Origin of the sequence: Micromonospora sp. NPDC005305 (genome assembly GCF_040607315.1) — a bacterium.
GTDB lineage: Bacteria > Actinomycetota > Actinomycetes > Mycobacteriales > Micromonosporaceae > Micromonospora.
Window position 1 is genome coordinate 50,197 of record NZ_JBEXGL010000006.1, and the last position, 21,286, is coordinate 71,482.

A 21,286-nucleotide genomic window follows, 5' to 3' on the forward strand; every position below is an offset into this window, starting at 1 on the left:
CCTGGCCCGATGAAGATCGTCGGGCTGATGTCGGGGACCTCCTACGACGGGGTGGACGTGGTGGCGGCCGAGTTCACCCGGGACGGGGAGACACTGACCCTGCGCCCGCTCGGGCACCGCAGCCTGGACTACCCCGACGACCTGCGGGCCGAGATCGGCGCGCTGCTGCCCCCGGCGGCCACCACCATCGAGGCGGTCTGCCGGCTGGACAACCGCCTCGGCGAGGTCTTCGCCGAGGCGGCGGCGGCCGGCGTCGAGCTGGCCGGTGGCGCGGTCGACGCGGTGGTCTCGCCCGGGCAGACCGTCTTCCACTGGGTCGAGGCGGGCCGGGTGCGGGGCACCCTCCAGCTCGGCGCGCCGGCCCGGGTGGCCGCCCGGGTGGGCGTACCCGTGTTGCACGACCTGCGGTCGGCGGACGTGGCGGCCGGCGGCCAGGGCGCGCCGCTGGTCCCGGCCTTCGACGCGCTGCTGCTCGACGCGGCCGGCGGGCCGCGGGCGGCGCTCAATCTGGGCGGGATCGCCAACCTCACCGTGGTCGCCCCCGGGGCGCCGGTCCTCGGGTACGACGTGGGTCCCGCGAACGCCCTCCTGGACGCCGCGGCCCGGCGCTTCCTGGACCGCCCCTGCGACCTCGACGGGGCGCGGGCGGCGGCCGGCCGGGTGCACGACGGGCTGCTGGCGCGGCTGCTCGCCGAGCCCTACTACGCCGCGCCCCCGCCCAAGTCGACCGGCAAGGAGCTGTTCCACGCCGGCTACCTGGACGACCGGCTGGCCGCCCTGGGCGAGCCGGTGGCCGACGACGTGCTCGCCACGCTCACCGAGCTGACCGCCCGAACTGTCGCCGACGCCTGCGACCGGCACGGGGTGACCGAGGTCATCGCCGCCGGCGGGGGAGTGCGCAATCCCACACTCCGGGCCCGGCTCGCCGCCCTCGGGGCGGGGCGCTGGCGGCTGCGCACCACCGACGAGCTGGGGGTGCCGGCCCAGGCCAAGGAGGCGTACGCGTTCGCCCTGCTCGGGTGGCTCTCCTGGCACGGGCTGCCCGGGGCCATCCCCTCGGTCACCGGGGCCTCCCGGGCCGCCGTGCTGGGCTCCTGGGCCCCCTCCGGCCCGCCGTCCGCCACGACCCCGCCGGCGCCGCCGCTCCGATTGGTCGTCAACCCCTGATCGGGGGCCTGACCTGGGAAGATCCACGGCCGGGCTGCGGGCTGTCGGGTGGCCGATAGACTCTTCGGTCATGAGCGTTGAAGAGGGCACGGCCAACCACGGCCGGCTGCTGGGCACCGTCCGCGGTCCGCAGGACGTGAAGCGGATGACGGCCGAGCAGCTGGACATCCTCGCCGCCGAGATCCGGGACTTCCTGATCGCCAAGGTTTCCCGCACCGGCGGGCACGTCGGCCCCAACCTGGGCGTGGTCGAGCTGACCCTGGCCATGCACCGGGTCTTCGACTCGCCGCGCGACCGGCTCCTGTTCGACACCGGCCACCAGTCCTACGTACACAAGATCGTGACCGGCCGGCAGGAGGGCTTCGACAAGCTCCGCCAGCGCGGTGGCCTCTCCGGCTACCCGAGCCAGGCCGAGAGCGAGCACGACCTCGTGGAGAACTCGCACGCCTCCACCGCCCTGTCCTACGCCGACGGGCTCGCCAAGGCGTACGCGCTGCGCGGCGAGAGGCGCAGCGTCGTCGCCGTGGTCGGCGACGGCGCCCTCACCGGCGGCATGTGCTGGGAGGCGCTGAACAACATCGCCACCGCCGGCAACCCGCTGGTGATCGTCGTCAACGACAACGGCCGGTCCTACTCGCCGACCATCGGCGGCCTCGCCGACCACCTGTCGTCGCTGCGGCTCAACCCGAGCTACGAGAAGGTGCTCGACACCGTCAAGGACGCCCTCGGCTCGACCCCGCTGGTCGGCAAGCCCATGTACGAGGTGCTGCACGCCGTCAAGAAGGGCATCAAGGACGCCGTCGCGCCGCAGGCCATGTTCGAGGACCTGGGCATCAAGTACGTCGGCCCGGTCGACGGCCACGACGTCCCCGCGATCGAGTCGGCGCTGCGCGCCGCCAAGAACTTCGGCGGCCCGGTGATAGTCCACGCGGTCACCCGCAAGGGCTACGGCTATCGCGCCGCCGAGGAGGACGAGGCGGACCGCCTGCACGGCCCAGGCGGCGCGTTCGACATCGAGACCGGCAAGCTGCTCGCCGCGCCGTCGGTGAAGTGGACCCACGTCTTCGCCGACGAGCTGGTCACCATCGCCGACGAGCGCCCCGACGTCGTCGGCATCACCGCCGCCATGGCCGAGCCCACCGGCATCGCCACCCTGGCCCGCAAGTACCCCAACCGGGTCTACGACGTGGGCATCGCCGAGCAGCACGCCGCCACCTCGGCGGCCGGCCTGGCCATGGGCGGCCTGCACCCGGTGGTCGCCGTCTACGCCACCTTCCTCAACCGCGCCTTCGACCAGGTCCTGCTCGACGTGGCCATGCACAAGCTGCCGGTCACCTTCGTGCTCGACCGGGCCGGCATCACCGGCCCCGACGGGCCCAGCCACTACGGCATCTGGGACATGTCCGTGTTCGGCGTGGTGCCCGGCCTGCGCGTCGCCGCGCCCCGCGACTCGGCCACCCTCCGCGAGGAGCTGCGCGAGGCGGTCGCCGTGGACGACGGCCCGACCATCCTGCGCTTCCCGACCGGCACCGTGGCCGCCGACCTGCCGGCCCTGCGCCGGGTCGGCCCCGTGGACGTGCTGGCCGAGTCGGCGCGCAAGGACGTGCTGCTGGTCGCGGTGGGCTCCTTCGCCGCACTCGGCATGGAGGTCGCCACCCGGGTCGCCGAGCAGGGGTACGGGGTGACCGTGGTCGACCCGCGCTGGGTGCGTCCGGTGCCGGCCGAGCTGGTCGAGCTGGCCGCCGGACACCGGCTCGTCGTCACCGTCGAGGACGGCGTCCGGGTCGGTGGCGTGGGGTCCGCCCTCGCGCAGGCCATGCGGGACGCTGACGTTCTGGTGCCGGTGAAGGACCTCGGTGTGCCGGCGGACTGGCACCCGCACGGGACCCGGGCGCAGATCCTTGCTGATCTGGGGCTGACGGCGCAGGACGTGGCGCGGAACGTCACCGGGTGGATCTCGGGGCTGGACGCGGAGTCCGTCGAGCCGGCCGCCGACGAGGCCACCGCCAAGAACTGATCCCAGCTACGTCGAACGGGCGGTCCTGCTGTGCGCAGGGCCGCCCGTTCGGCATCTGGATGAGTAAGTCGACCTGCGTCTCGGCCACCGCTGGCGACGTCCGCACCTGGCCCGACCGGATCGGCACCTTCCCGGCCGGCTGACCGGCAGTTCCCGGCCGGACAGTCCATCGCCCCGTGGACGCCGAAATGCTACGAAGGGGAGTGCCTGACCTGACAAGCTCCCTTGATGCCACGTCCCTGGAGACTCCGCGGCTGCTGCTGCGCCGCTGGCAAAGCGATGATCTGGACGGGTTGGCCGCAGTCAACGCGCAGCCCGAGGTGATGCGCTACATCCACGACGGCCGCACCCTGGACCGGGCCGCGACCGCGGAGCGTCTGGCCAACTATCAGCGGCACTGGGACGAGCACGGCTTCGGCCTGTACGCGGTGGAGATCAAAGAGACCGGCGAGCTGGCCGGTTTCACCGGACTCGCGGTGCCGACCTTCCTGCCCGAGATCATGCCGGCCGTGGAGATCGGCTGGCGGCTCGGCCGCGCGTACTGGGGCCGGGGCCTGGCCACCGAGGCGGCCCAGGCCGTTGTCGCCCACACTCGTGCCGAGCTCGGCCTGCGGCGGCTGGTCAGCATCCACGTCGTCGGCAACGAGGCGTCCGCGCGGGTGATGGTCAAGCTGGGCATGTCGCTGGAGCGCGAGACCGTGCAGCCGGACACCGGCCGCCCGGTCCGGGTCTACGCGATGGACCTGTAAACAGATCTCCGCAGCCAGGACCTAGATCTTGGACGAAACGGCCCCTATAGGGGCCATTTCGTACCAAGATCGCCCAGCGGCGAACGAAGCCGCAACCCAATACGGTGCGCGTATGGCGGCGGGTCGGCCCTTCGGTTGGCGTCGAACGCCGACGACGAGCCACGTCGAAGGCTCAGCGCCCGCCCACGGACCGGTACCAGGTCTTCTCGGTGCCCGCCAGGCTGAACGTCTGCTTCCGGTCCGGCTGCGCCACCACCACGAGCCCCGGCCGGTCCACCAGCCGGGTCGTCCCCGGCGGCGCCGCGAACGAGGCGTCCCGCGTCCGCCAGCTCAGCACGGCCAGAGGCTGCCCCGGCACCGGCAGGTAGTAGGCCTGCAACGTCGTGGACCGGTCGGCCGGGGAGACCACGGGAGCGCCGCCGCCCGCCGGTCGGTAGACCACGGCCGTCATCGTCCCGGTGGCGCTCTCCCAGGTGAGCTGCTCCAGCTCGCCCGGCTCGCCGCCGCCGAGCGTCACCGACCCCAGCGACCGCACCGCGATCTTCGCCATCGGCCAGGACTCCGGCGCCGACCGCGGCGCCTGCCGGTCCCCGAGCCGCCGCGGCACGCTCCCGAACGGCCCGCGCTCCCCGCCGAGCAGGCACGTGTCCAGCCCGGTCAGCGCCCGCTTCCCCGAACCCGTCTCGTCGCGCACCAGGGGATAGCGAGGCGCCGGAGTCGCCGTACCCAGGTCGAGGACGCGGTCCGCGGCCCGGCCGCGCGGCAGTGAGCGGGTGGGCCGCAGCGTCGCGGTCACCGCCACGGCCTGGCAGGCGGGCACGGCGACCGGCTCGGTGATGCCGTCGGCCGCGGGGAGCGCCTTCCCGTCGGGGCCGAGCAGCCGCTCCACCCGGGCGGAGGTGAGATAGCGGCGGCCGGTGGGCTGCTGGACGGGCAGCACGTCGGAGTAGACGAGGTAGCCGGGCTCGGTGTACTCGGTGGCGTGGGCGACGCGCCAGCGCTGTCCGTCGCGGTCGAGTTGCAGCAGCCAGGAGGCGGCCTCGCCGGGCACATCGGCGGCGACCAGGGCGAGCGGTGACCCGGCGACCTCCCCGGAGTAGAGGATGCCCGAGGAGGAGAGGTGGGCGCGGTCGTCGACGGGGGAGCGCCAGTCGCGGACGGCGGCGGTGATGCCGGCGGTCGCAGCGGCGTCGCGGGTCAGGCTGCCCCGCGCCGGCCAGACCTTGAGGGTGCCGTCCAGGCTGTCGTAGCCGACCGGCAGCGTCGCGGGCTGCCGCCCGGCGACCGGGCCGCAGCCGGTCAGCAGCAGGGCAAGCAGCGCGGTGGCCGTCGTGCCGCGTCGGCGGGCTGAAGCCACCCTGTACGCCCCCTGTTATCCCATCGCGGTCGTGTCCGGAAGCCCACATGGTACGAGACGACCCGTCGCCCGGCCGCGCCCGGCTCACCCTTTCGGCCGATGACCATTGAGGACGGTGGGACGTGCGATTCGTACGCCATTCTCCCGCTCCGGTAGACTCCGCCGACTGTGACGCCTGCCGAGCCCCGTGGCGACTCGACGCCCGACGCCGACGCCCCCGGCGGACCGCTCTCCGTCATGGTGGACGAACCCCCGGTCACCGCACCCGACCCGGAGCCGGCCGCGCCGGCCGCGCGGCGGCGGTGGCGGTGGACGCCGCGCCGGCTGGACCTGGCCGTGTACGGGGTGTTCCTGCTCGCCGCGCTCTGGGTGACGAGTGGGATCTGGGCCGACCCGGCCGGCCGGGTGGCCGCCCTCTACAGCAGCGACCCGGCGCAGGTGCAGTTCTTCCTGGCCCACTCGGTGCGGGTCGTGCTGCACGGTGAGTACCCGTTCTACACCGACCAGTTCAACTATCCGGACGGGGTCAACCTGATGGCGAACACCGCCATCCTGGCCCTCGGCATCCCCATGGTGCCGGTGACCCTCCTGTTCGGGCCGGCGGCTTCCTTCGTCACCCTGGTCACGCTGGGTCTCGCCGGCACGGCCGCCGCCTGGTACCGGGTGCTCTCCCGGCACCTGGTCCGCAACCGGCTGGCCGCCGCCGTGGGCGCCTGGTTCTGCGGGTTCTCGCCGGCCATGCTGTCGCACGCCAACTGGCATCCGAACATCATCAGCCAGTTCCTGCTGCCGTTCATCGTGTGGCGGGTGCTGGTGCTGACCCGCTCCAACCGGCCGGTCCGCGACGGCGCGCTGCTCGCCCTGTTGGTCACCGCGCAGGCGTTCGTCAACGAGGAGATCCTGCTCTTCACGGCGCTGGCCTGCGGGGTGTTCCTGCTGGCCGTGGTGGTGCAGCGGCGCGAGCGGTGGGCCGCCGCCTGGCGGCCGCTCGCCGCCGGGCTGGCCGTCTGCGCGGTGCTCGCCGGGGCGCTGCTGGCGTACCCGCTCTGGGTGCAGTTCGCGGGGCCCATGGCGTACCACGGGCTGAGCGACACGGTCCGCGACTACGGCAACGACATCGCCGCGTTCTTCACCCCCGGCTCGCCCACGCTGGGCGGCAACGAGCGGGCCAACGTCAACCTGGCCCCGAACTACTCGGAGGAGAACGCCTTCTTCGGCTGGAGCCTGTCGCTGCTGGCCGTCGGCATCGTGGTCTGGCTGCGCCGGGACGTGGTGGTCCGGGCGCTCGCCGCGACCGGGCTGTTCTTCGCCGTGCTCTCCCTGGGTGAGCGGGTCTCCTGGTGGGACCGGGACCTGGTCACCGGCCCGTGGGAGCTGCTGGTGAAGCTGCCGCTGCTGGACGCCGTGGTGCCCACCCGGTTCGGCCTCATCACCACCGTGGTCGTCGGGGTGCTGCTCGCCCTCGCCGTCCAGCGGGCCGCGACGCTGCGGGTCGTGGAGCGGCGCACCATGCGTACCCTGACCGCCGCCGGTCTGGTCTTCGCGCTGCTGCCCATCGCGCCCATGCCGTTGCGGGTCACCACCCGCCCGGCCGTGCCGGCGTTCATCACGGCCGACCGGTGGCGGCAGTACGTGGGCCCGGACCAGACGCTGGTCTCCGTCCCGGTGCCGGCCATGGGCAACACCGACCCGATGCGCTGGGCGGCCAGCACCGACCTGGCCTTCAAGATCCCCGGGGGCTACTTCCTGGCCCCGCGCAACGGGGTCACCGGCGACCCGGGCCGCTTCGGCGGCCGGCCCAGCGGCATCGGCGAGCTGCTCGCCGAGGTCGAGGCCACCGGGCGTACGCCGAAGCTCGACGAGCGGCAGCGCCGCCGCTTCCTCGACGAGCTGCGGCACTGGCGGGCCGCCATCGTGGTGCTGCCGCTGAACGAGCAGAACGCCGAACCGCTGCGCCGCACCGTGGAGCAGCTGGTCGGGCCCGCCCGGCAGGAGCTGGACGTGTGGTTGTGGGACGTCCGGACACTGACCAGCCAGTCCGCCTGACCGGCCCGGACCGCCCCGACCCGGCGCCCCGGCGCCGGTGGCGGCCGCGCCCGGTCGACGCGCTCGTGGTCGCCGGCTACCTCGGGCTGGCCGTGCTGCTCACCGCCGGCCAGTGGGGCCGGCCCGACCGGCTGTTCCACCAGGCCGGCGACCAGATGCTGTTCGAGTGGATGCTGGCCCGCGCCGCCCGGGCGGTGACCGGCGGCGAGAACCCGCTGCACAGCGCCGCGTTGAACGTGCCGGACGGGGTCAACCTGATGGCCAACACCTCGGTGCTGGGGCTGGGCGTGCCGCTCACCCCGGTCACCGCGCTGTTCGGCTCGCAGGCGGCCTTCCTCGTCGCCGTGGTGCTCTGCCTCGCCGGCACGGCCACCGCCTGGTACGCGCTGCTCGCCCGCCGGCTGATCCGCTCCCGGGCCGCCGCGGCGGTGGGCGGGCTGTTCTGCGGCTTCGCCCCGGGCCTCGTGTCCCAGGCCGGCGCGCACCTGCACATGGCCGCCCAGTTCCTGGTCCCGGTGATTCTCGGGCTGGTGTTCCGGCCGGCCGCAGACCGGGTCCGCCGGGACGGGATCCTGCTCGGGCTGGCCGTCGCGTACCAGGTCTTCCTCGGCGAGGAGGTGCTGGTCTTCCTGGCCCTCGCGGCCGGGGTGTTCGCCGGGGCGTACGCCCTCGCGGACCGGGCCGGGGCGCGCCGGCTGGCGCCCGTGGTGGCGCGCCGGCTCGGCGTCGGCGTGCTGGTCGCCGGGGTGCTGCTGGCGTACCCGCTCTGGGTCCAGTTCCGCGGCCCCGGCCACTACGACGGGATGCCCTTCTACGCGCGGGGCTACCGGCTGGACCTGGCCTCTTACGCGTCCGCCGCCCGGCAGACCGTCGCCGGGGACGGCTACCATGCCGGGCTGCTCTCCCCGAACCCCACCGAGGAGAACTCCTTCTTCGGGCCGTTCCTGCCGCTGCTGGCCGTGCTCATCGTGGTTCGGCTGTGGCGGCGGCCCCTGGTCCGGGCCCTCGCCGCCTGCGGGCTGCTCTTCGCGCTGCTCTCCCTCGGCACCACGATCGTGGTGAACCGGCACGACACCGGGCTGCCCGGGCCGTACCGGTTGCTCGCCGGGGTGCCGCTGCTCGACCTCGTGGTGCCGGCCCGGTTCGCGCTGGTGTGCGTACCGGTGCTCGGGGTTCTGCTGGCCCTCGCCCTGGACCGGGTCCGGCGCCGCGCGGCCCGCACCTGGGCGCCGTGGGCGGGGGCGGTCGCCGCCGCGCTCCTGCCGCTCACCCCGACCCCGATCCGCACCGTGCCGGCCATGCCGGTGCCGGCCTTCGTGGCCGGCGGCGACTGGCGGGCGTACGTGCCGCCGGGGCGGACGCTGGTGCCGGTGCCGCCCGTCACCGGCTCCGGGGTCAGCCCCGCCACCTTCTGGTCGGCGCGCACCGGGCTGGCCTTCGACGCGCCGGGCGGCTACTTCATCGGCCCCCGCTCCGCCGACAGTCCCACCGCGCACTGGGGTGCGCCAGATCTGCCCACCTCGCTGCTGCTGCGCCGGGCCGCCGAGACCGGCCAGGTGCCGCCGATCGGCGACGCGGAACGCCGCCAGGCCGTCGCGGACCTGCGGCACTGGCGGGCGGCCGTGCTCGTGCAGGCCGGCTCGACGCCGGGCGACCCGGTCCGTGCCACGGTGGACGCCCTGGTCGGCCCCGGCCGCGACGTCCCCGGCGCGCACCTGTGGGACGTCCGCCCCCTGCTCGTTGCCCCAGGCGGTTAGGAGGGGCCCCCTCCTATACCGGAGGCGTTAACAGGGGGCCCTTCCTTACACGCGGTCGCGGACGTCCCAGAGCCAGACGTCGTCCATGCGCTGCGGCTGCCCGAGCAGCGCCGTCATCAGCTCGCGGAGCACGTCCTCGCGGGGATTCGCGCCGAGCACCACCACCGACGCCTTCCAGAAGCGCAGGTCGTCGAGGGCCTGGCGGCGGTTCTCCTCGGTCAGCGGCGGAACCTTGTTGGCGTCCATCGTGGAGTAGATGAGGGTGCTGGTCGGCCGGTTCGGCGCGCCGAAGACCCCCTCGCCCACCTCGTTCGGCCCGATGAAGTAGCCGCCGGGAATGGGGAACGCCTGCTCGGTGAGCGCGCTCCAGCGCAGCGTGGGCAGGCCGTGCACGTTGCTCGGGATCGGCACCGGCACCAGGGTGCGGCCGTCCGGCACGTAGGGCCGCCAGCCGCCCGCCGTGATGAAGCGCGGCGGCGGGTCGATCTGCTGGGCCGGCAGCGGGCGGGGGAACAGCGGGAGCAGGGCGGCCACGATGGCCGCGTACCCGACGAGGCGCAGCCGGCGCCGGAGCGACCCGGGAGCGGCGGAGCCGGTGCGCTGGGCGGGCACCGGCGGGCGGCCGCGCCCGGACAGGGCGTCCCAGGCCAGCGCGAGCAGCACGCCGACCGCGGCGGCCACCACGAGGCTGAGCCGGGTCGGCATCATCATCTCGACCAGCGGCAGGTCGTCCGGCACGTACGCCCAGGGGCCGTCGACGGTGGTCTCCACCCCGTCGAAACGCACCTTCGGGCCGATCGCGGCGACCGAGAAGACCACCACGAGCACGGCCAGGATCCGGGCCGGCAGCGAGCGGCGCACCAGCAGCACCAGGGCGGCCAGCGCCACGAGCACCAGCGGCCAGCCGAACCAGGTGTTCTGCTCGGTCAGCCCGATGGTCTGCTCCACCGCCTCGTTGCCGGCGACCGTGTCGCGGGCGAAGGTGACGAAGGCCATCAGGTCCTCGCCCCAGTTGTGGAAGACCCCGCCCTGCAGGCCCCGGTAGGACTGCGGCCCGTTGAACTGGAACCAGATCGGGTACGCGGTCAGCAGCAGGGCCAGCCCGCCGCCCACCCCGGCGGCGGCGAAGAACGCGCCGGCCCGCTCGCGCGCCGCGCGCGGCCGCTGCACCACCCAGGCCACCACGACCACCAGGCAGGCCAGCGCGGTGAGCAGCAGCATCTCCTCGTTGATGAAGATCTGGTACGCCACCAGCAGGCCCAGCGCGAGCCCGTTGCGCCGCCAGCGACCCGGTTCGCCCAGCCGCAGCACCCGGGCCACGATCAGCGGGAGCAGGAAGTTGGAGACGAAGTTCGGCTGCCCGTTGGCGTGGTGCACGATGCCCGGGGCGAAACCGAGGAAGGCGCCGCCGACGAAGGCCGCCCCGCGCGAGCGCACCAGGTGCCGCGACAGCACCCAGTAGGAGGTGGCCGCGGTGGCCGACAGCGCCGCGCCGAGGTAGAGCGCGTACATCACCTGCGGGCCGAGCAGCAGGGTGAGCGGCGCCAGCGGCAGGGTGACCCCGAGCAGCGAGGTGTTCGCCATCATGTTCACCCCGTCCGGCGCGTTCTGCCGGGCGGTGAAGAGCGGGTTCTCCAGGTGACGCACCGAGTACGCGCCGTGCGCGAAGAGCCATTCGAACCAGCTGTGGTCGGTCGGCAGGTGCGAGGAGACCCGGTGCTCCACGTCCCCCCAGTAGTTGAGGCAGACGAGAACCCCGAGCACCGCATAGGCTCCGATGGCCAGCACGTCGGCGCGCGCCGGCCGGCGTCGGGGCCGACGCGGCGGGTCCGCCACGACGGCCTCGGCCTCGACGGGCGAGGAGTTCAGCGAGGGATCCACCACCGGCACAGCCACGACGGGCCATCGTACAGGCGGCACGTCGCCGCGCCGGTCACGGCCGGCCGCCGGTGCGGCGGCGCGGAGAGGGGGTGGTCGTGACCGTCATCGATCTGGGTGAGCTGCGCGACGACACCGCGCCCGGTCCGGCGGCACGGCGGCCGCGGGCCGTCGGCCGTCCGTTCCGGAGCGTCGTGGTGCTGCTGGTGGCGTTGGTCACGCTGGGCGCCGCGGCCCCGCCGTCGCGGCCCGCCGCGCGCACCCTGGCCGGCGGTCCCGGTGCCACCGCGTTCGTCTCCGGCGACCGGGTGTACGTGGTGCAGCCGCCCGACCCGCAGCGCGGCGTGGGCCGGCAACTCGTCGCCTACCACGTCGGTCTGGGTCCACTCCGGACGATCTGGCGGACCCTGGTGCCGGGGGAGGGAGCCGGCAGCACGGTGTGGGAGCAGGACGGCACCGTGCTGCTCGTCGGGCGGGCCGCCAACGACTCCGGGTGGGAGACGATCGGCTTCGACGCCCGCACCGGCCGGGTGAGCTGGCTTCAGCCCGGGGTGGCCTTCCCGGCCGGTGGGGCGCTGCTCATGCAGGTCCCCGAGGTGACGGGCCGGCAGCCGTTCCGCCGGGTGGCGGTGAGCGACGGCCGGACCCTCTGGTCGGCCCCCGGCACCCCGGACAACCTCGAGCTCAGCTTCGGCCCGTCCGGGGAGGTGGACCGGCTGGTGCACCTGCCGGCCGACGGCGAGACCGCCGTTTACGACCCGGCCAGCGGCGCGAGGCTGGCGGCCCGCGACCTGGCTACGGGTGACCGGCCCACCCGGGAGCGGACTCTGCTCGCCGCCGGGCTGCTGCTGGTGATCGGGGTCGACGGCGGCAGCGTCACCGCCTACGACCTGGACACCCTGCAGCAGCGCTGGACGGCGGTGCTCCCGCTGCTGGGCTACGCCGAGCGGTGCGGCCGGCTGCTCTGCGCCACCCGGCTGACCGGCGGGATGTGGGCGCTCGACCCCGCCACCGGCGCCGTCCGGTGGACCGGCGACCGGTGGACGGGCACGTTCGGGGCCGCGGGCGGCCGGCTCCTGGTCGCCGCGGGCGACGCCACGGCCACCGGAATCCCCCTGGCGGTGGTCGACGAGGCCACCGGCCGGCTGGTGGCCGACCTCGGCGTCTGGGAGGTGGTCCCCCAGGACGAGTTCGACGGCCGGCTGTTCGGCATCCGGCGGATAAGAAACAGCCGCCAGCTCCTTGTCGAGCTGGACCCGGCAGGCGGCCGCCCCGTGGCGCGGGACGTCCTGGTCGGCGCGATCGGGGACTGCCGGATGGGCGCGAAGCTGGTCGTCTGCCGCCACACGAACGGCGGGTTCGCGCTGTGGCGGCTGCCGTGAGCCCGGTCATCGAGCTGGGGGAGATGCGGCGCGGCGACGAGGCCGACGAGCCGGCGCCCGCGCCGGTCCGGCCGCCGGGCCGGGTGGCCCGGGTGGTGGCGCTCTGCTGCCTCGCGGTGCTCACCCTGGCCGGCGCGGCCCCGCCGGCCCGGCCGCCGGCGGGGATCCGGGTGGCCGCCCCGCAGGGCGCCGTCTTCCTGGTCCTGGCGGACCGGCTCGTGGTGGCCGACGGGCCGGGCACCGTCGGCCGGGGTGGCCGGGTGGTCACCGGGCATCGCCTGCCCGGCGGCGAGCCGCTGTGGCGGTTCACCCTGCCGGCCGGCGACCACGTCCTCGGGCTGGGCAGGGTGGCCGGCGGGCTGCTGGTGACGAGCAGCCCGGCCGGGGCCGGCGACACGCTCTCCACCCTGCTGGATCCCCGGACCGGCGTGGTGCGCTGGCGGCAGTCCGGCTACCCGGTGTCGACCGCGTCCGGCGGGGTGCTGTTCGAGACGCCACGTGCCGCCGGGACGGGCACGGTCCTGGCCGTCGACCCGGCCTCCGGCGCGGTGCGCTGGTCGCTGCCGCTGCCCAGCAACGGGGTGGCCTACCGGACGGAGGACCGGGGGCCGACCCAGATCGTGCTGGTCACCCCGGACGGCCGGGTGGAGGTGCACGACGCGGACTCCGGCGCGCTGGTGCACGCCGGCCGGGTGCCGCCGGCCGCGGACCGGGTCTCCTACCGGTTCACCCAGGTGGTGGCCGACCTGCTGCTGGTCGACGGCGCGCCGGGCACGGTCACCGCGTACGGGCTGGACCGGCTGGACCGGCGCTGGAACGTGCCGGTGGAGCCCCGCGCCGGGGTGTGGTTCGTCGAGTGCGCCGGGATGGTGTGCATCCGCGACCAGGTCGGCGGCGTACGCGCCCTCGACCCGGCCACCGGCCGGCCGGGCTGGGTGGACGACCAGTGGGTCGGAATGGCGCCGGTCGGCGGCCGGCTGCTCGGGGCCGAGCCCGGTGTCGGGCTGGAGCTGGAGCTGTCGGTGCTCGACCCGGCCACCGGGCGCGCTCTCGCCCGACTCGGCCGCTGGCGGATGACGGGTGTCGAGAGCGACCCGACCCGGCTGCTCGGGCTGCGCCGGCTGACCGGCGACCGGACGTTGGTCGGCGTGCTGGACGTCGCGGCCGGTGAGGCCCGGATCCGGGCGGTGCTGCCCGGCTCCTGGGACGAGTGCGCCGACTCGGGCACCGCGCTGGTCTGCCTGCGCCCGTCGGGCGGGCTGATGATCTGGCCGGTGGGCCGCTGACCTACCAGTTGGCCTGGACGGGCGCCGGCGGCAGCGGCACCGACCCGGGCCGCACCACGTAGACGACGCCGCCGCTGCCGCCCTGCCAGGCCGCCTCGAACGCCGCCCGGGGCACGGTCCGGCGCACCCCCTCGTCGTCGGGGGCGTACGGGTCGTTGAGCACCGGGTCGCCGTCGGCCGTGAAGCCGACCAGCACGATCAGGTGCCCCCGGGTGTCGTAGTCCAGCCCGGGAACCTGCCCCCGGGTGAAGGCCGCCGAGACGATCAGCGGGATGCCGGCGGCCACGAACCGTTCCGCCTCGGCCAGCGAGCGCAGCCGGGTGACGAACGCGTCCACCCCGTGCAGTCCCGCGTACGCGGTGTTGAACGCCCAGTTCCCGGCCCCCGCGTACGCGTGGTCGTAGCAGTGCCGGGCGGCGTGCACCACCACGGGGCGGGGGCCGGGCGGGGCGACCCAGGCGTACCGGTCGGGGGTGGGGCCGGCGCCCCAGAAGTCGAGCACCATCGAGACGCAGGTGGGGCTGCACCAGGAGTCCCCGCCGCCGCCCCAGCGGGTCTCCCCGCCGGCGTGCAGCCGCTGCGCGTAGCGGGGCACGTCGAGCACCCGGCCCCGCGCGTCGCCGGCTTCCGTGCCGCCCCGGGCGGGCGCCGGGACCGGGCCGGTCTCCGGTGCGCCACCCGCGCGGGTGGCGGGCGTGCCGGTGCCGGTCGGCGCACCGGCGGAGGCGACCACGCCGACCGTGCGCAGCACCGGGCCGGCCGGGGCGTCGGGGTGCCGGAGCAGGGTGACCCGGACCTGCCAGCCGGTGACGGTCGCGCCGGTCACGCGCAGGGTGTCGGCCGCGACCGAGGCGGCGTCGTCCGCCTGGCCCGGCACCGAGGAGCGGTGGATGGCCGTGTCGTCGGCGGCCCACCGGCCCAGCTCGTACCACCCTGTGGTGGCGGCGTCCCCGGCGCAGCCGCGCAGCTCCACCCGCAGCCAGCAGCCGGGCGGGGCGTCGGCGGTCCAGGAGGGCACCAGTTCGGCGGCGGCGAAGCCGACCGGGACCACCGGGGACGTCCAGGTCGCCGCGTCGTACCCGGCCGTCTCGCCCGAGTGCGGGTCGGTGTGGTGCAGGCGGTCGGCCGGCGTGGCCAGCACCAGCCCGTCCGGTCCGGCGGCCACCCCGTCGGCGGTGCCGAGGCGCAGGTCCGCCGGGAAGCGGAAGCGGTGGTACGTCACGTCCCGGCCGGGGTCGACAGCGGTCATGCGGGCTCCCGTCGGGCTCGGACCCGGGCCGGTGGCCGGGTGCTTGTCGCTCGCTGCCGGGCAGCATCGCGTACCCGAAGATTTTTTGCAACGACGGTGCGCGGGGGACGCTTGGCGGCCCGCACTAGGTTGTGGGAGGTCACGAGGTGGGAGGCCGGGATGCGGGTACTGGTGGTCGAGGACGAGCGGAACCTCGCCGACGCGATCGCGCGCGGGCTGCGCAAGCGCGGGATGGCCGTGGACGTCGCCTACGACGGCGACGCCGGGCACGAGGCCGCCTTCGTGACCCGCTACGACGTGGTGATCCTGGACCGGGACCTGCCCGGGGTGCACGGCGACCGGATCTGCGCCGACCTGGCCGCCTCCGGCGCGCTCACCCGGGTGCTGATGCTGACCGCGAGCGTCACGGTCGCCGACCGGGTGGAGGGCTTGCGGCTCGGCGCCGACGACTACCTGCCCAAGCCGTTCGCCTTCGACGAGCTGGTCGCCCGGGTGCAGGCGCTGGGCCGGCGGGCCACCCCGGCCGCCCCGCCGGTGCTGGAGGTGGCCGACCTGGTGCTCGACCCGGCCCGCCGGGTGGTCACCCGCGGCGGCGAGCCGGTCGACCTGACCAACAAGGAGTTCGGCGTGCTGGCCGAGCTGCTCAAGGCGCGCGGCGCGGTGGTCTCCAGCGAGGAGTTGCTGGAGCGGGTCTGGGACGCGAACACCGACCCGTTCACCACCATCGTCCGGGTCACCGTGATGACACTGCGCAAGAAGCTCGGCGACCCGCCGCTCATCGACACGGTGGTGGGCGCGGGCTACCGGATCGGCGAGGTGCCCGCATGAGCGGGCGTACCCGGTTGCGGCCCACCCTGCGGCTGCGGCTCACCCTGCTCAACGGGGTGCTGCTGGTCGGGGCCGGCGCGGTCCTGGTGCTGCTGGCCTGGCTGCTGGTCCGCGACGCGCTGCGCCCCGCCGACGAGCGGGAGCTGCTGGTCAAGGCCCTGGTGGCGCTGGTGGCCATCGGCATGGTCGGGATCGCCGGGGGGTATGCGGTGGCCGGCCGGGCCCTGCGCCCGCTGCACCAGGTCACCGCCACCGCGCGCCGGCTCGGCGAGACCACCCTCGACGAGCGGATCGGCTGGTCCGGCGCGAACGACGAGGTGGCCGAGCTGGCCGAGACCTTCGACGCCATGCTGGACCGGATCAGCGCCGCGTTCGAGGCGCAGAAGCGGTTCGTGGCCAACGCCTCCCACGAGCTGCGGACCCCGCTCGCGGTGATGCGCACCGAGATCGACGTGACCCTCAGCGACGACGAGGCGGACCTCGCCGAGTACCGCCGGATGGCCAGCGTGGTCCGGGACGCCTCGGAACGCGCCAACGGGCTGGTCGACGCGCTGCTGGTGCTGGCCCGCAGCGAGGCGCAGACGGGTGGCCGGCTGGCCCGGCGCACCGAGTTCGACCTGGCCGTGGGCACCGCCAACGCGCTCTCCGCAATGGCCCACGAGGTGGAGCGCATCGGCCTCAGGGTGCACACCTCGCTGCGGGCCGCACCGGTGGTCGGCGACCCGGGCCTGCTCGACCGGCTCGCCGGCAACCTGGTGGAGAACGCCGTCCGTTACAACCACCTGCACGGCCGGCTCTGGGTGCGGACCGGCACCGACGGGCACCGGTCCTGGCTCGTGGTCGGGAACACCGGCTTCGAGGTCGCCCCCGCCGACGTGCCGGGGCTGTTCGAGCCGTTCCGGCGCGGCGGGCAGGAACGCACCGGCGCCCGCGGCTCCGGCCTCGGACTGTCCATCGTGCGCGCGGTCTGCGACGCGCACGGAGGCACGGTGAAGGCGGTCGCCCAGCCGGGCGGCGGCCTGGAGGTGACCGTCACCCTGCCGTCGGCCGACGCCCCCGCGGCCACCTAGGAGCCGATCGGCGTCCGCGCGGCCGGCCGACGGTACGCGCCGGACCGCCGACCTGACGGCCGCCGCCCGCCGAACCACCATCCGCGGCCACCTGTTCGTGCGGGCGGCCCGGCTGTCCCGTCCGGTCGCGCCGGGTGGTCGGGCGGGAGCGGCGCGGTGGTCGGGCAGAAAGCGTGGCCGGTGCTGGACGGCGCGTGACGGGTGGCTCAGGGTGAGTGCTGCCTCACACCTGTCCACACCAGTCTCCGGAGCTGCCAGTGACCCCACCCTCGGCTCTCACGCGCCGTGTCCTCGTGGCCCTCGCCGCCGTCGCGCTCACCGCCGCCGGGCTGGCCCCGGCCGATCCCGCCGCCGCCACGCCCGGCCACACCGCGCTGGTCAAAGCGACGCCCTCCACCGCCTCGCCGGACATCATGGACGGCACGGTCAACGCGATCCACGACGCCGGCACGAAGATCATCGTGGCCGGCTCGTTCACCCGCGTGCAGAACCGCGGGTCCGACGTCGACATCACCCGCAACTACCTGCTCGCCTTCGACAAGGCCACCGGCGCCGTGGACACCGCCTTCGCGCCGGCCGTCGACAACGAGGTGTACGCGGTGGTCGCCGGACCCAGCGCCGGGACGGTCTTCGTGGCCGGCAAGTTCAACACCGTCAACGGGGTGACCCGGCGCAAGGTGGCCCTGCTCACCGTCGCCACCGGCGCGGTGGTCACCGGCTTCGCCGGCCCGGCGTTCAACGGGCTGGTCAACGACGTCGCCCTGGTCGGCGGGCGGCTGCTGGTCGGCGGCATCTTCACCACGGCCGGCAACCCCAACCCGCGCGGCGGCCTCGCCTCCCTGAACGCCAGCACCGGCGCGGTGGACGGCTACCTCACCACGGCCCTCACCGAGCACCACAACTACGACGGGGTCAGCGGCTCCAACGCCGGCGTCGGTGCCGAGAAGCTGGCCGTCTCACCGGACGGCACGAAGCTCGTGGTGATCGGCAACTTCAAGAAGGCCGACGGGGTCCTGCACGACCAGATCGTCAAGCTGGACCTGGGCGGGACGACGGCCACCGTGGCCGACTGGAACACCAGCCGGTACACCCCGCGCTGCGCCTGGTGGGCCTTCGACTCGTACATGCGGGACCTCGCGTTCGCCCCGGACGGCAGCTACTTCGTGGTGGTGACCACCGGCGCGCCCAACGGCGGCACGCTCTGCGACGCCGCCGCCCGCTGGGAGGCCGGCGCCACCGGCACCGACCTCCAGCCCACCTGGGTCGACTACACCGGCGGCGACACCTACCTCTCCGTCGGCATCAGCGAGCAGGCCGTCTACGTCGGCGGCCACTTCCGCTGGTTGAACAACAGCTTCGGCGGCGACTCCGCCCAGGCCGGCGCCGTGGGCCGGGCCAGCATCGCGGCTCTCGACCCGCGCACCGGCCTGCCCCTGTCCTGGAACCCGGGCCGGCACCCGCGCGGCATCGGCGCCTCCGAGATGCTGGTCACCCCGGCCGGCCTCTGGGTCGGCTCGGACACCTCGTGGATCGGCAACTTCCAGTACCGGCGGGAGCGGATCGCGTTCTTCCCGCTGACCGGCGGCGCGGCGCCGCACCCGACCACCACGGCCGCCCTTCCCGGGAACGTGTACCAGGCCGGGGTCCCGGCGCCGACGAACGTGCTGTACCGGGTCAACGCGGGCGGCCCCCTGGTCGCCTCGACGGACACCGGGCCGGACTGGGCGGCCGACGACGGCGGCAACCCCAGCCCGTACCACAACGCCGGCAGCAGCACGGCCGGCTTCGCGCCGGTCGGCGGCGTCGACGGCACCGTGCCGGCCGGCACCCCGGCCGCGCTCTACGCCGACGAGCGCTGGGACCCGGCCGGCGACGCGGAGATGAGCTGGCAGTTCCCGGTACCCACGGGCACCGAGGTGCAGGTCCGCCTCTACCTGGCCAACCGGTACGACGGCACCGCCGGCCCCGGCTCCCGCGTCTTCGACGTGGCGGTGGAGGGAACCACCGTCCTGGACGACCTCGACCTCTCCGCGAGCGTCGGGCACAACGTGGGCACCATGCGGGCGTTCACGGTGGTCAGCGACGGCTCGATCGGCGTCGACTTTCGGCACGTCGTGGAGAACCCGCTGGTCGACGGCATCGAGATCGTCAAGACCGGCGCCCCGCCCGCCGGCACCGGCAACGAGGTGCAGGTCCGGTCATACGACGGGGCTACCACGGTCGGCGCGGCGGCCCCGGTGGCCGTGCCGGACGGCACCGCGTGGTCCACCGCGCGGGGCGCGTTCTGGGTCGGCGGCACGCTCTTCTACGGGATGAACGGGTCGCTGTGGCGGCGCACCTTCGACGGGTCCACCTTCGGCGCCGCGTCGGCGGTCGACCCGTACCACGACGCCTACTGGGACGCGGTGGAGACGGACTCGGGCCCGGCCGGCCAGACGTACGCCGGGGTGACCACCAACTTCTATCCCGAGATCCCGAACGTCACCGGCATGTTCTTCGGCGGCGGCCGGCTCTACTACACCCTCGCCGGCCAGAGCGGCCTGTTCTGGCGCTGGTTCACCCCGGACAGCGGCGTGGTCGGCGCGGAGAAGTTCACCGTCGCCGGGGCGAGCGGCTTCGCCGACGCCGGCTCGGTCTTCCTGGCCGGCAGCACCCTCTACAAGGTCAACCGCAGCACCGGCGAGCTGTCGGCCACCGACTGGGCGGGCGGTGCGCCGGCCGCGGCGTTCACCGTGCGCAGCGGTCCGGCGGTGGACGGCGTCGACTGGCGGGCGAAGGCGGTCTTCGTCGGCCCCTGACCCCCAGGTCTCCCGTCCGGCCCGGTCCCGCCCACGCGGGGCCGGGCCGGCCTTGTCCCCGCCGCCGGGTGGTGACATGATCGACAGCGTCAGCCCGACGTGTGGAAGGGGGTGTGGTCGATGTCCACCGTGAACAGTCCCGCGCCCCGCAGTCCTCGCTGACCGTCCTCACTCCGGCGGGGCGCACTCCGATCCAGGAGGAAGCACCGTGAGTGCACAGATCCACTGCGTCACCGTCGAGAGCGACGACCCGTACGTCCTGGCCAGATGGTGGGCCCGGGCTCTCGACCGGAAGCTGAACGACGACGACCACCCGGGCGACCCGGAGGCGGTCCTCGCCGCCCCCGACGGCCACGGCCCCGACCTCCTCTTCGTCTCGGTGGGGGAGCGGCACGGCAAGGGCGCTTTCCACCTCGACGTGCACGCGGCCGAGGGGACCCGGGACGAGGAGGTGGCGCGGCTGCGTGACCTCGGCGCCACCCTGGTCGACGACCGGCGCCGGCCGGACGGCACCGGCTGGGTGGTCCTCGCCGACCCGGAGGGCAACGAGTTCTGCGTCTGCCGCAGCCCCGCGGAGCGGGCCGCGTCGGCCTGACCGGTGAAACGGAAACCGGGCCCCCGCCGTCCGGCGGGGGCCCGGTTCACCGGGTCGGCGGGAACTAGTCCCGCTTCTCGATCTCACCGCGCATGGTCACGAACTCCTGCTGGATCTCGGCGGCGGACTTGAAGTAGACCACCACCATGCCCAGGCTGCCCTTGTCGGCCCACAGGCAGACGGCCACCGGGACGTCCTGGGCCTTGCCGTCGCCGCACTTGGCGTCGCCGCCCAGCGGGCCGGCGTCGACCGTCTTGAACTCCTTGGCGCCCAGCTCAGGGGTGATCTCCGTGACGGCGTCCGCCATCTCCTTCTGCGGGTCGGCGATGACGCCGGACGCGCCGGCGATCATGACCAGGTCCTTCTTCGCCGGATCGCCGTAGAAGGCGCCCACCGTGCTGGTGGCGTTGGGGACGTCCTTGGCCATCTCGGACTTCATCTGCGTGGCGGCCGTCTGGAGGTCCGGCTCGCTCACCCTGGGCCGCCCGGCCAGCGTGGTGGGCTCGACCAGGCGGGTCTTGGTCGCCTGGACGACCTCACCGACCTCGTCCTTCGCGGCGAACCAGACGGCGACGCCACCACCCACGCACAGCACCAGCACGACGGCCAGCACGATGAGCAGGATCTTGCCGACGCTCGACTTCTTCTTCGGCGGCAGCGGGGCCGGCGCGCCGTAGCCGGGCTGGCCGGTCTCCGGGTAGCCGCCGTACTGCTGGCCGGGCTGGCCGGGCTGCCCGCTCTCCGGGTAGCCGCCGTACTGCTGGCCGGGCTGGCCGGGCTGCCCGCTCTCCGGGTAGCCGCCGTACTGCTGGCCGGGCTGGCCGCTCTCCGGGTAGCCGCCGTACTGCGGCTGCTGCTGGGGAGCCGGCGGGTAGCCGCCGCCGTGCTGGGGCTGCTGCGGCGGCTGGTAGCCGCCGGGCTGCTGCTGGGGCGGGGGGTAGGAACCGGGGTAAGGATTGGACGGCGGCTGGGACATGTTTGGCAGCTCCTGCTGAGAAGTCCGGACGCGTGATCGTAGCCATCCGCACCGACACCGCACTGTCCGGCCTCCGACCACGTGACGAAACCGGAACCGGGTCGTGACCGGGGCCGGCCCTGCGGTGTCCG

The 21,286-nt window shown here is 74.8% G+C and carries 15 protein-coding genes; 11 read left to right on the forward strand and 4 right to left on the reverse strand.

The features are described 5' to 3' along the window. Positions 1–9: 9 nt before the first annotated feature. From ABZS80_RS12355 to ABZS80_RS12365, 3 genes are all read left to right on the forward strand, one after another. Positions 10–1,167, forward strand: a complete 1,158-nt coding sequence (locus ABZS80_RS12355) for an anhydro-N-acetylmuramic acid kinase (protein ID WP_355055787.1) — start codon at positions 10–12, stop codon at positions 1,165–1,167. A gap of 70 nt (positions 1,168–1,237) precedes the next feature. Next, positions 1,238–3,184, forward strand: a complete 1,947-nt coding sequence (gene dxs / locus ABZS80_RS12360) for a 1-deoxy-D-xylulose-5-phosphate synthase (protein WP_355055788.1) — start codon at positions 1,238–1,240, stop codon at positions 3,182–3,184. A 203-nt stretch (positions 3,185–3,387) separates the two neighbouring features. Further along, positions 3,388–3,933, forward strand: coding sequence for a GNAT family N-acetyltransferase (locus ABZS80_RS12365; RefSeq protein WP_355055789.1), 546 nt, complete (start codon positions 3,388–3,390; stop codon positions 3,931–3,933). A gap of 172 nt (positions 3,934–4,105) precedes the next feature. Here ABZS80_RS12365 and ABZS80_RS12370 read toward each other — a convergent pair whose 3' ends face one another. Then, a complete protein-coding gene (locus ABZS80_RS12370) occupies positions 4,106–5,290 on the reverse strand; it encodes a hypothetical protein (protein ID WP_355055790.1) in 1,185 nt (394 codons plus the stop codon). A gap of 237 nt (positions 5,291–5,527) precedes the next feature. Here ABZS80_RS12370 and ABZS80_RS12375 point away from each other — a divergent pair, with 237 nt between their 5' ends. Both ABZS80_RS12375 and ABZS80_RS12380 read left to right on the forward strand, forming a co-directional pair. Continuing rightward, positions 5,528–7,336, forward strand: coding sequence for a hypothetical protein (locus ABZS80_RS12375; RefSeq protein WP_355056032.1), 1,809 nt, complete (start codon positions 5,528–5,530; stop codon positions 7,334–7,336). Next, the gene (locus ABZS80_RS12380) at positions 7,294–9,093 is read left to right on the forward strand and encodes a hypothetical protein (protein ID WP_355055791.1); all 1,800 of its coding nucleotides are present in this window, start codon (positions 7,294–7,296) and stop codon (positions 9,091–9,093) included. The genes ABZS80_RS12375 and ABZS80_RS12380 overlap by 43 nt, the downstream gene beginning before the upstream one ends. A gap of 45 nt (positions 9,094–9,138) precedes the next feature. Here ABZS80_RS12380 and ABZS80_RS12385 read toward each other — a convergent pair whose 3' ends face one another. Beyond that, on the reverse strand, positions 9,139–10,929 hold the full coding sequence (locus tag ABZS80_RS12385; protein WP_355056033.1) for a hypothetical protein: 1,791 nt from the start codon (positions 10,927–10,929) through the stop codon (positions 9,139–9,141). 140 nt (positions 10,930–11,069) lie between these two features. Here ABZS80_RS12385 and ABZS80_RS12390 point away from each other — a divergent pair, with 140 nt between their 5' ends. Together ABZS80_RS12390 and ABZS80_RS12395 are read left to right on the forward strand one after the other, a co-directional pair. Next, positions 11,070–12,353 carry a PQQ-binding-like beta-propeller repeat protein gene (locus tag ABZS80_RS12390; protein ID WP_355055792.1) on the forward strand — a complete coding sequence of 428 codons (1,284 nt, stop codon included), beginning with the start codon at positions 11,070–11,072 and terminating at the stop codon, positions 12,351–12,353. Beyond that, complete coding sequence (locus ABZS80_RS12395) at positions 12,338–13,639, forward strand: PQQ-binding-like beta-propeller repeat protein (protein ID WP_355055793.1); 1,302 nt, start codon at positions 12,338–12,340, stop codon at positions 13,637–13,639. Before ABZS80_RS12390 ends, ABZS80_RS12395 begins: the two co-directional genes overlap by 16 nt. 1 nt (position 13,640) lies before the next feature. Here ABZS80_RS12395 and ABZS80_RS12400 read toward each other — a convergent pair whose 3' ends face one another. Next, a complete protein-coding gene (locus ABZS80_RS12400) occupies positions 13,641–14,888 on the reverse strand; it encodes a C39 family peptidase (RefSeq protein ID WP_355055794.1) in 1,248 nt (415 codons plus the stop codon). 159 nt (positions 14,889–15,047) lie between these two features. Between ABZS80_RS12400 and ABZS80_RS12405 the strand changes: the two genes are divergently transcribed. The 4 genes from ABZS80_RS12405 to ABZS80_RS12420 all read left to right on the forward strand — a co-directional run bounded on the left by ABZS80_RS12405 (position 15,048) and on the right by ABZS80_RS12420 (position 20,179). Then, positions 15,048–15,716 carry a response regulator transcription factor gene (locus tag ABZS80_RS12405; RefSeq protein WP_151465018.1) on the forward strand — a complete coding sequence of 223 codons (669 nt, stop codon included), beginning with the start codon at positions 15,048–15,050 and terminating at the stop codon, positions 15,714–15,716. Next, positions 15,713–16,786, forward strand: coding sequence for a HAMP domain-containing sensor histidine kinase (locus ABZS80_RS12410; protein WP_355055795.1), 1,074 nt, complete (start codon positions 15,713–15,715; stop codon positions 16,784–16,786). Before ABZS80_RS12405 ends, ABZS80_RS12410 begins: the two co-directional genes overlap by 4 nt. Before the next feature lie 293 nt (positions 16,787–17,079). Beyond that, positions 17,080–19,584 (forward strand): malectin domain-containing carbohydrate-binding protein, encoded by a 2,505-nt coding sequence (locus tag ABZS80_RS12415; protein WP_355055796.1) that lies wholly within the window; start codon positions 17,080–17,082, stop codon positions 19,582–19,584. A 208-nt stretch (positions 19,585–19,792) separates the two neighbouring features. Further along, on the forward strand, positions 19,793–20,179 hold the full coding sequence (locus ABZS80_RS12420; RefSeq protein ID WP_355055797.1) for a VOC family protein: 387 nt from the start codon (positions 19,793–19,795) through the stop codon (positions 20,177–20,179). Positions 20,180–20,243: 64 nt separating this feature from the next. Here the strand turns inward: ABZS80_RS12420 and ABZS80_RS12425 are convergent, their stop codons facing one another. Continuing rightward, positions 20,244–21,155 (reverse strand): hypothetical protein, encoded by a 912-nt coding sequence (locus ABZS80_RS12425; RefSeq protein ID WP_355055798.1) that lies wholly within the window; start codon positions 21,153–21,155, stop codon positions 20,244–20,246. Positions 21,156–21,286: the final 131 nt, after the last annotated feature.

Excerpts from the sequence above, each read along its gene's own strand:
- ABZS80_RS12400 (WP_355055794.1), bottom strand. The coding sequence starts at position 14,888 with ATGACCGCTGTCGACCCCGGCCGGGACGTGACGTACCACCGCTTCCGC.
- ABZS80_RS12355 (WP_355055787.1), top strand. The coding sequence starts at position 10 with ATGAAGATCGTCGGGCTGATGTCGGGGACCTCCTACGACGGGGTGGAC.
- ABZS80_RS12425 (WP_355055798.1), bottom strand. The coding sequence starts at position 21,155 with ATGTCCCAGCCGCCGTCCAATCCTTACCCCGGTTCCTACCCCCCGCCC.
- dxs (WP_355055788.1), top strand. The coding sequence starts at position 1,238 with ATGAGCGTTGAAGAGGGCACGGCCAACCACGGCCGGCTGCTGGGCACC.
- ABZS80_RS12405 (WP_151465018.1), top strand. The coding sequence starts at position 15,048 with ATGCGGGTACTGGTGGTCGAGGACGAGCGGAACCTCGCCGACGCGATC.
- ABZS80_RS12375 (WP_355056032.1), top strand. The coding sequence starts at position 5,528 with ATGGTGGACGAACCCCCGGTCACCGCACCCGACCCGGAGCCGGCCGCG.
- ABZS80_RS12410 (WP_355055795.1), top strand. The coding sequence starts at position 15,713 with ATGAGCGGGCGTACCCGGTTGCGGCCCACCCTGCGGCTGCGGCTCACC.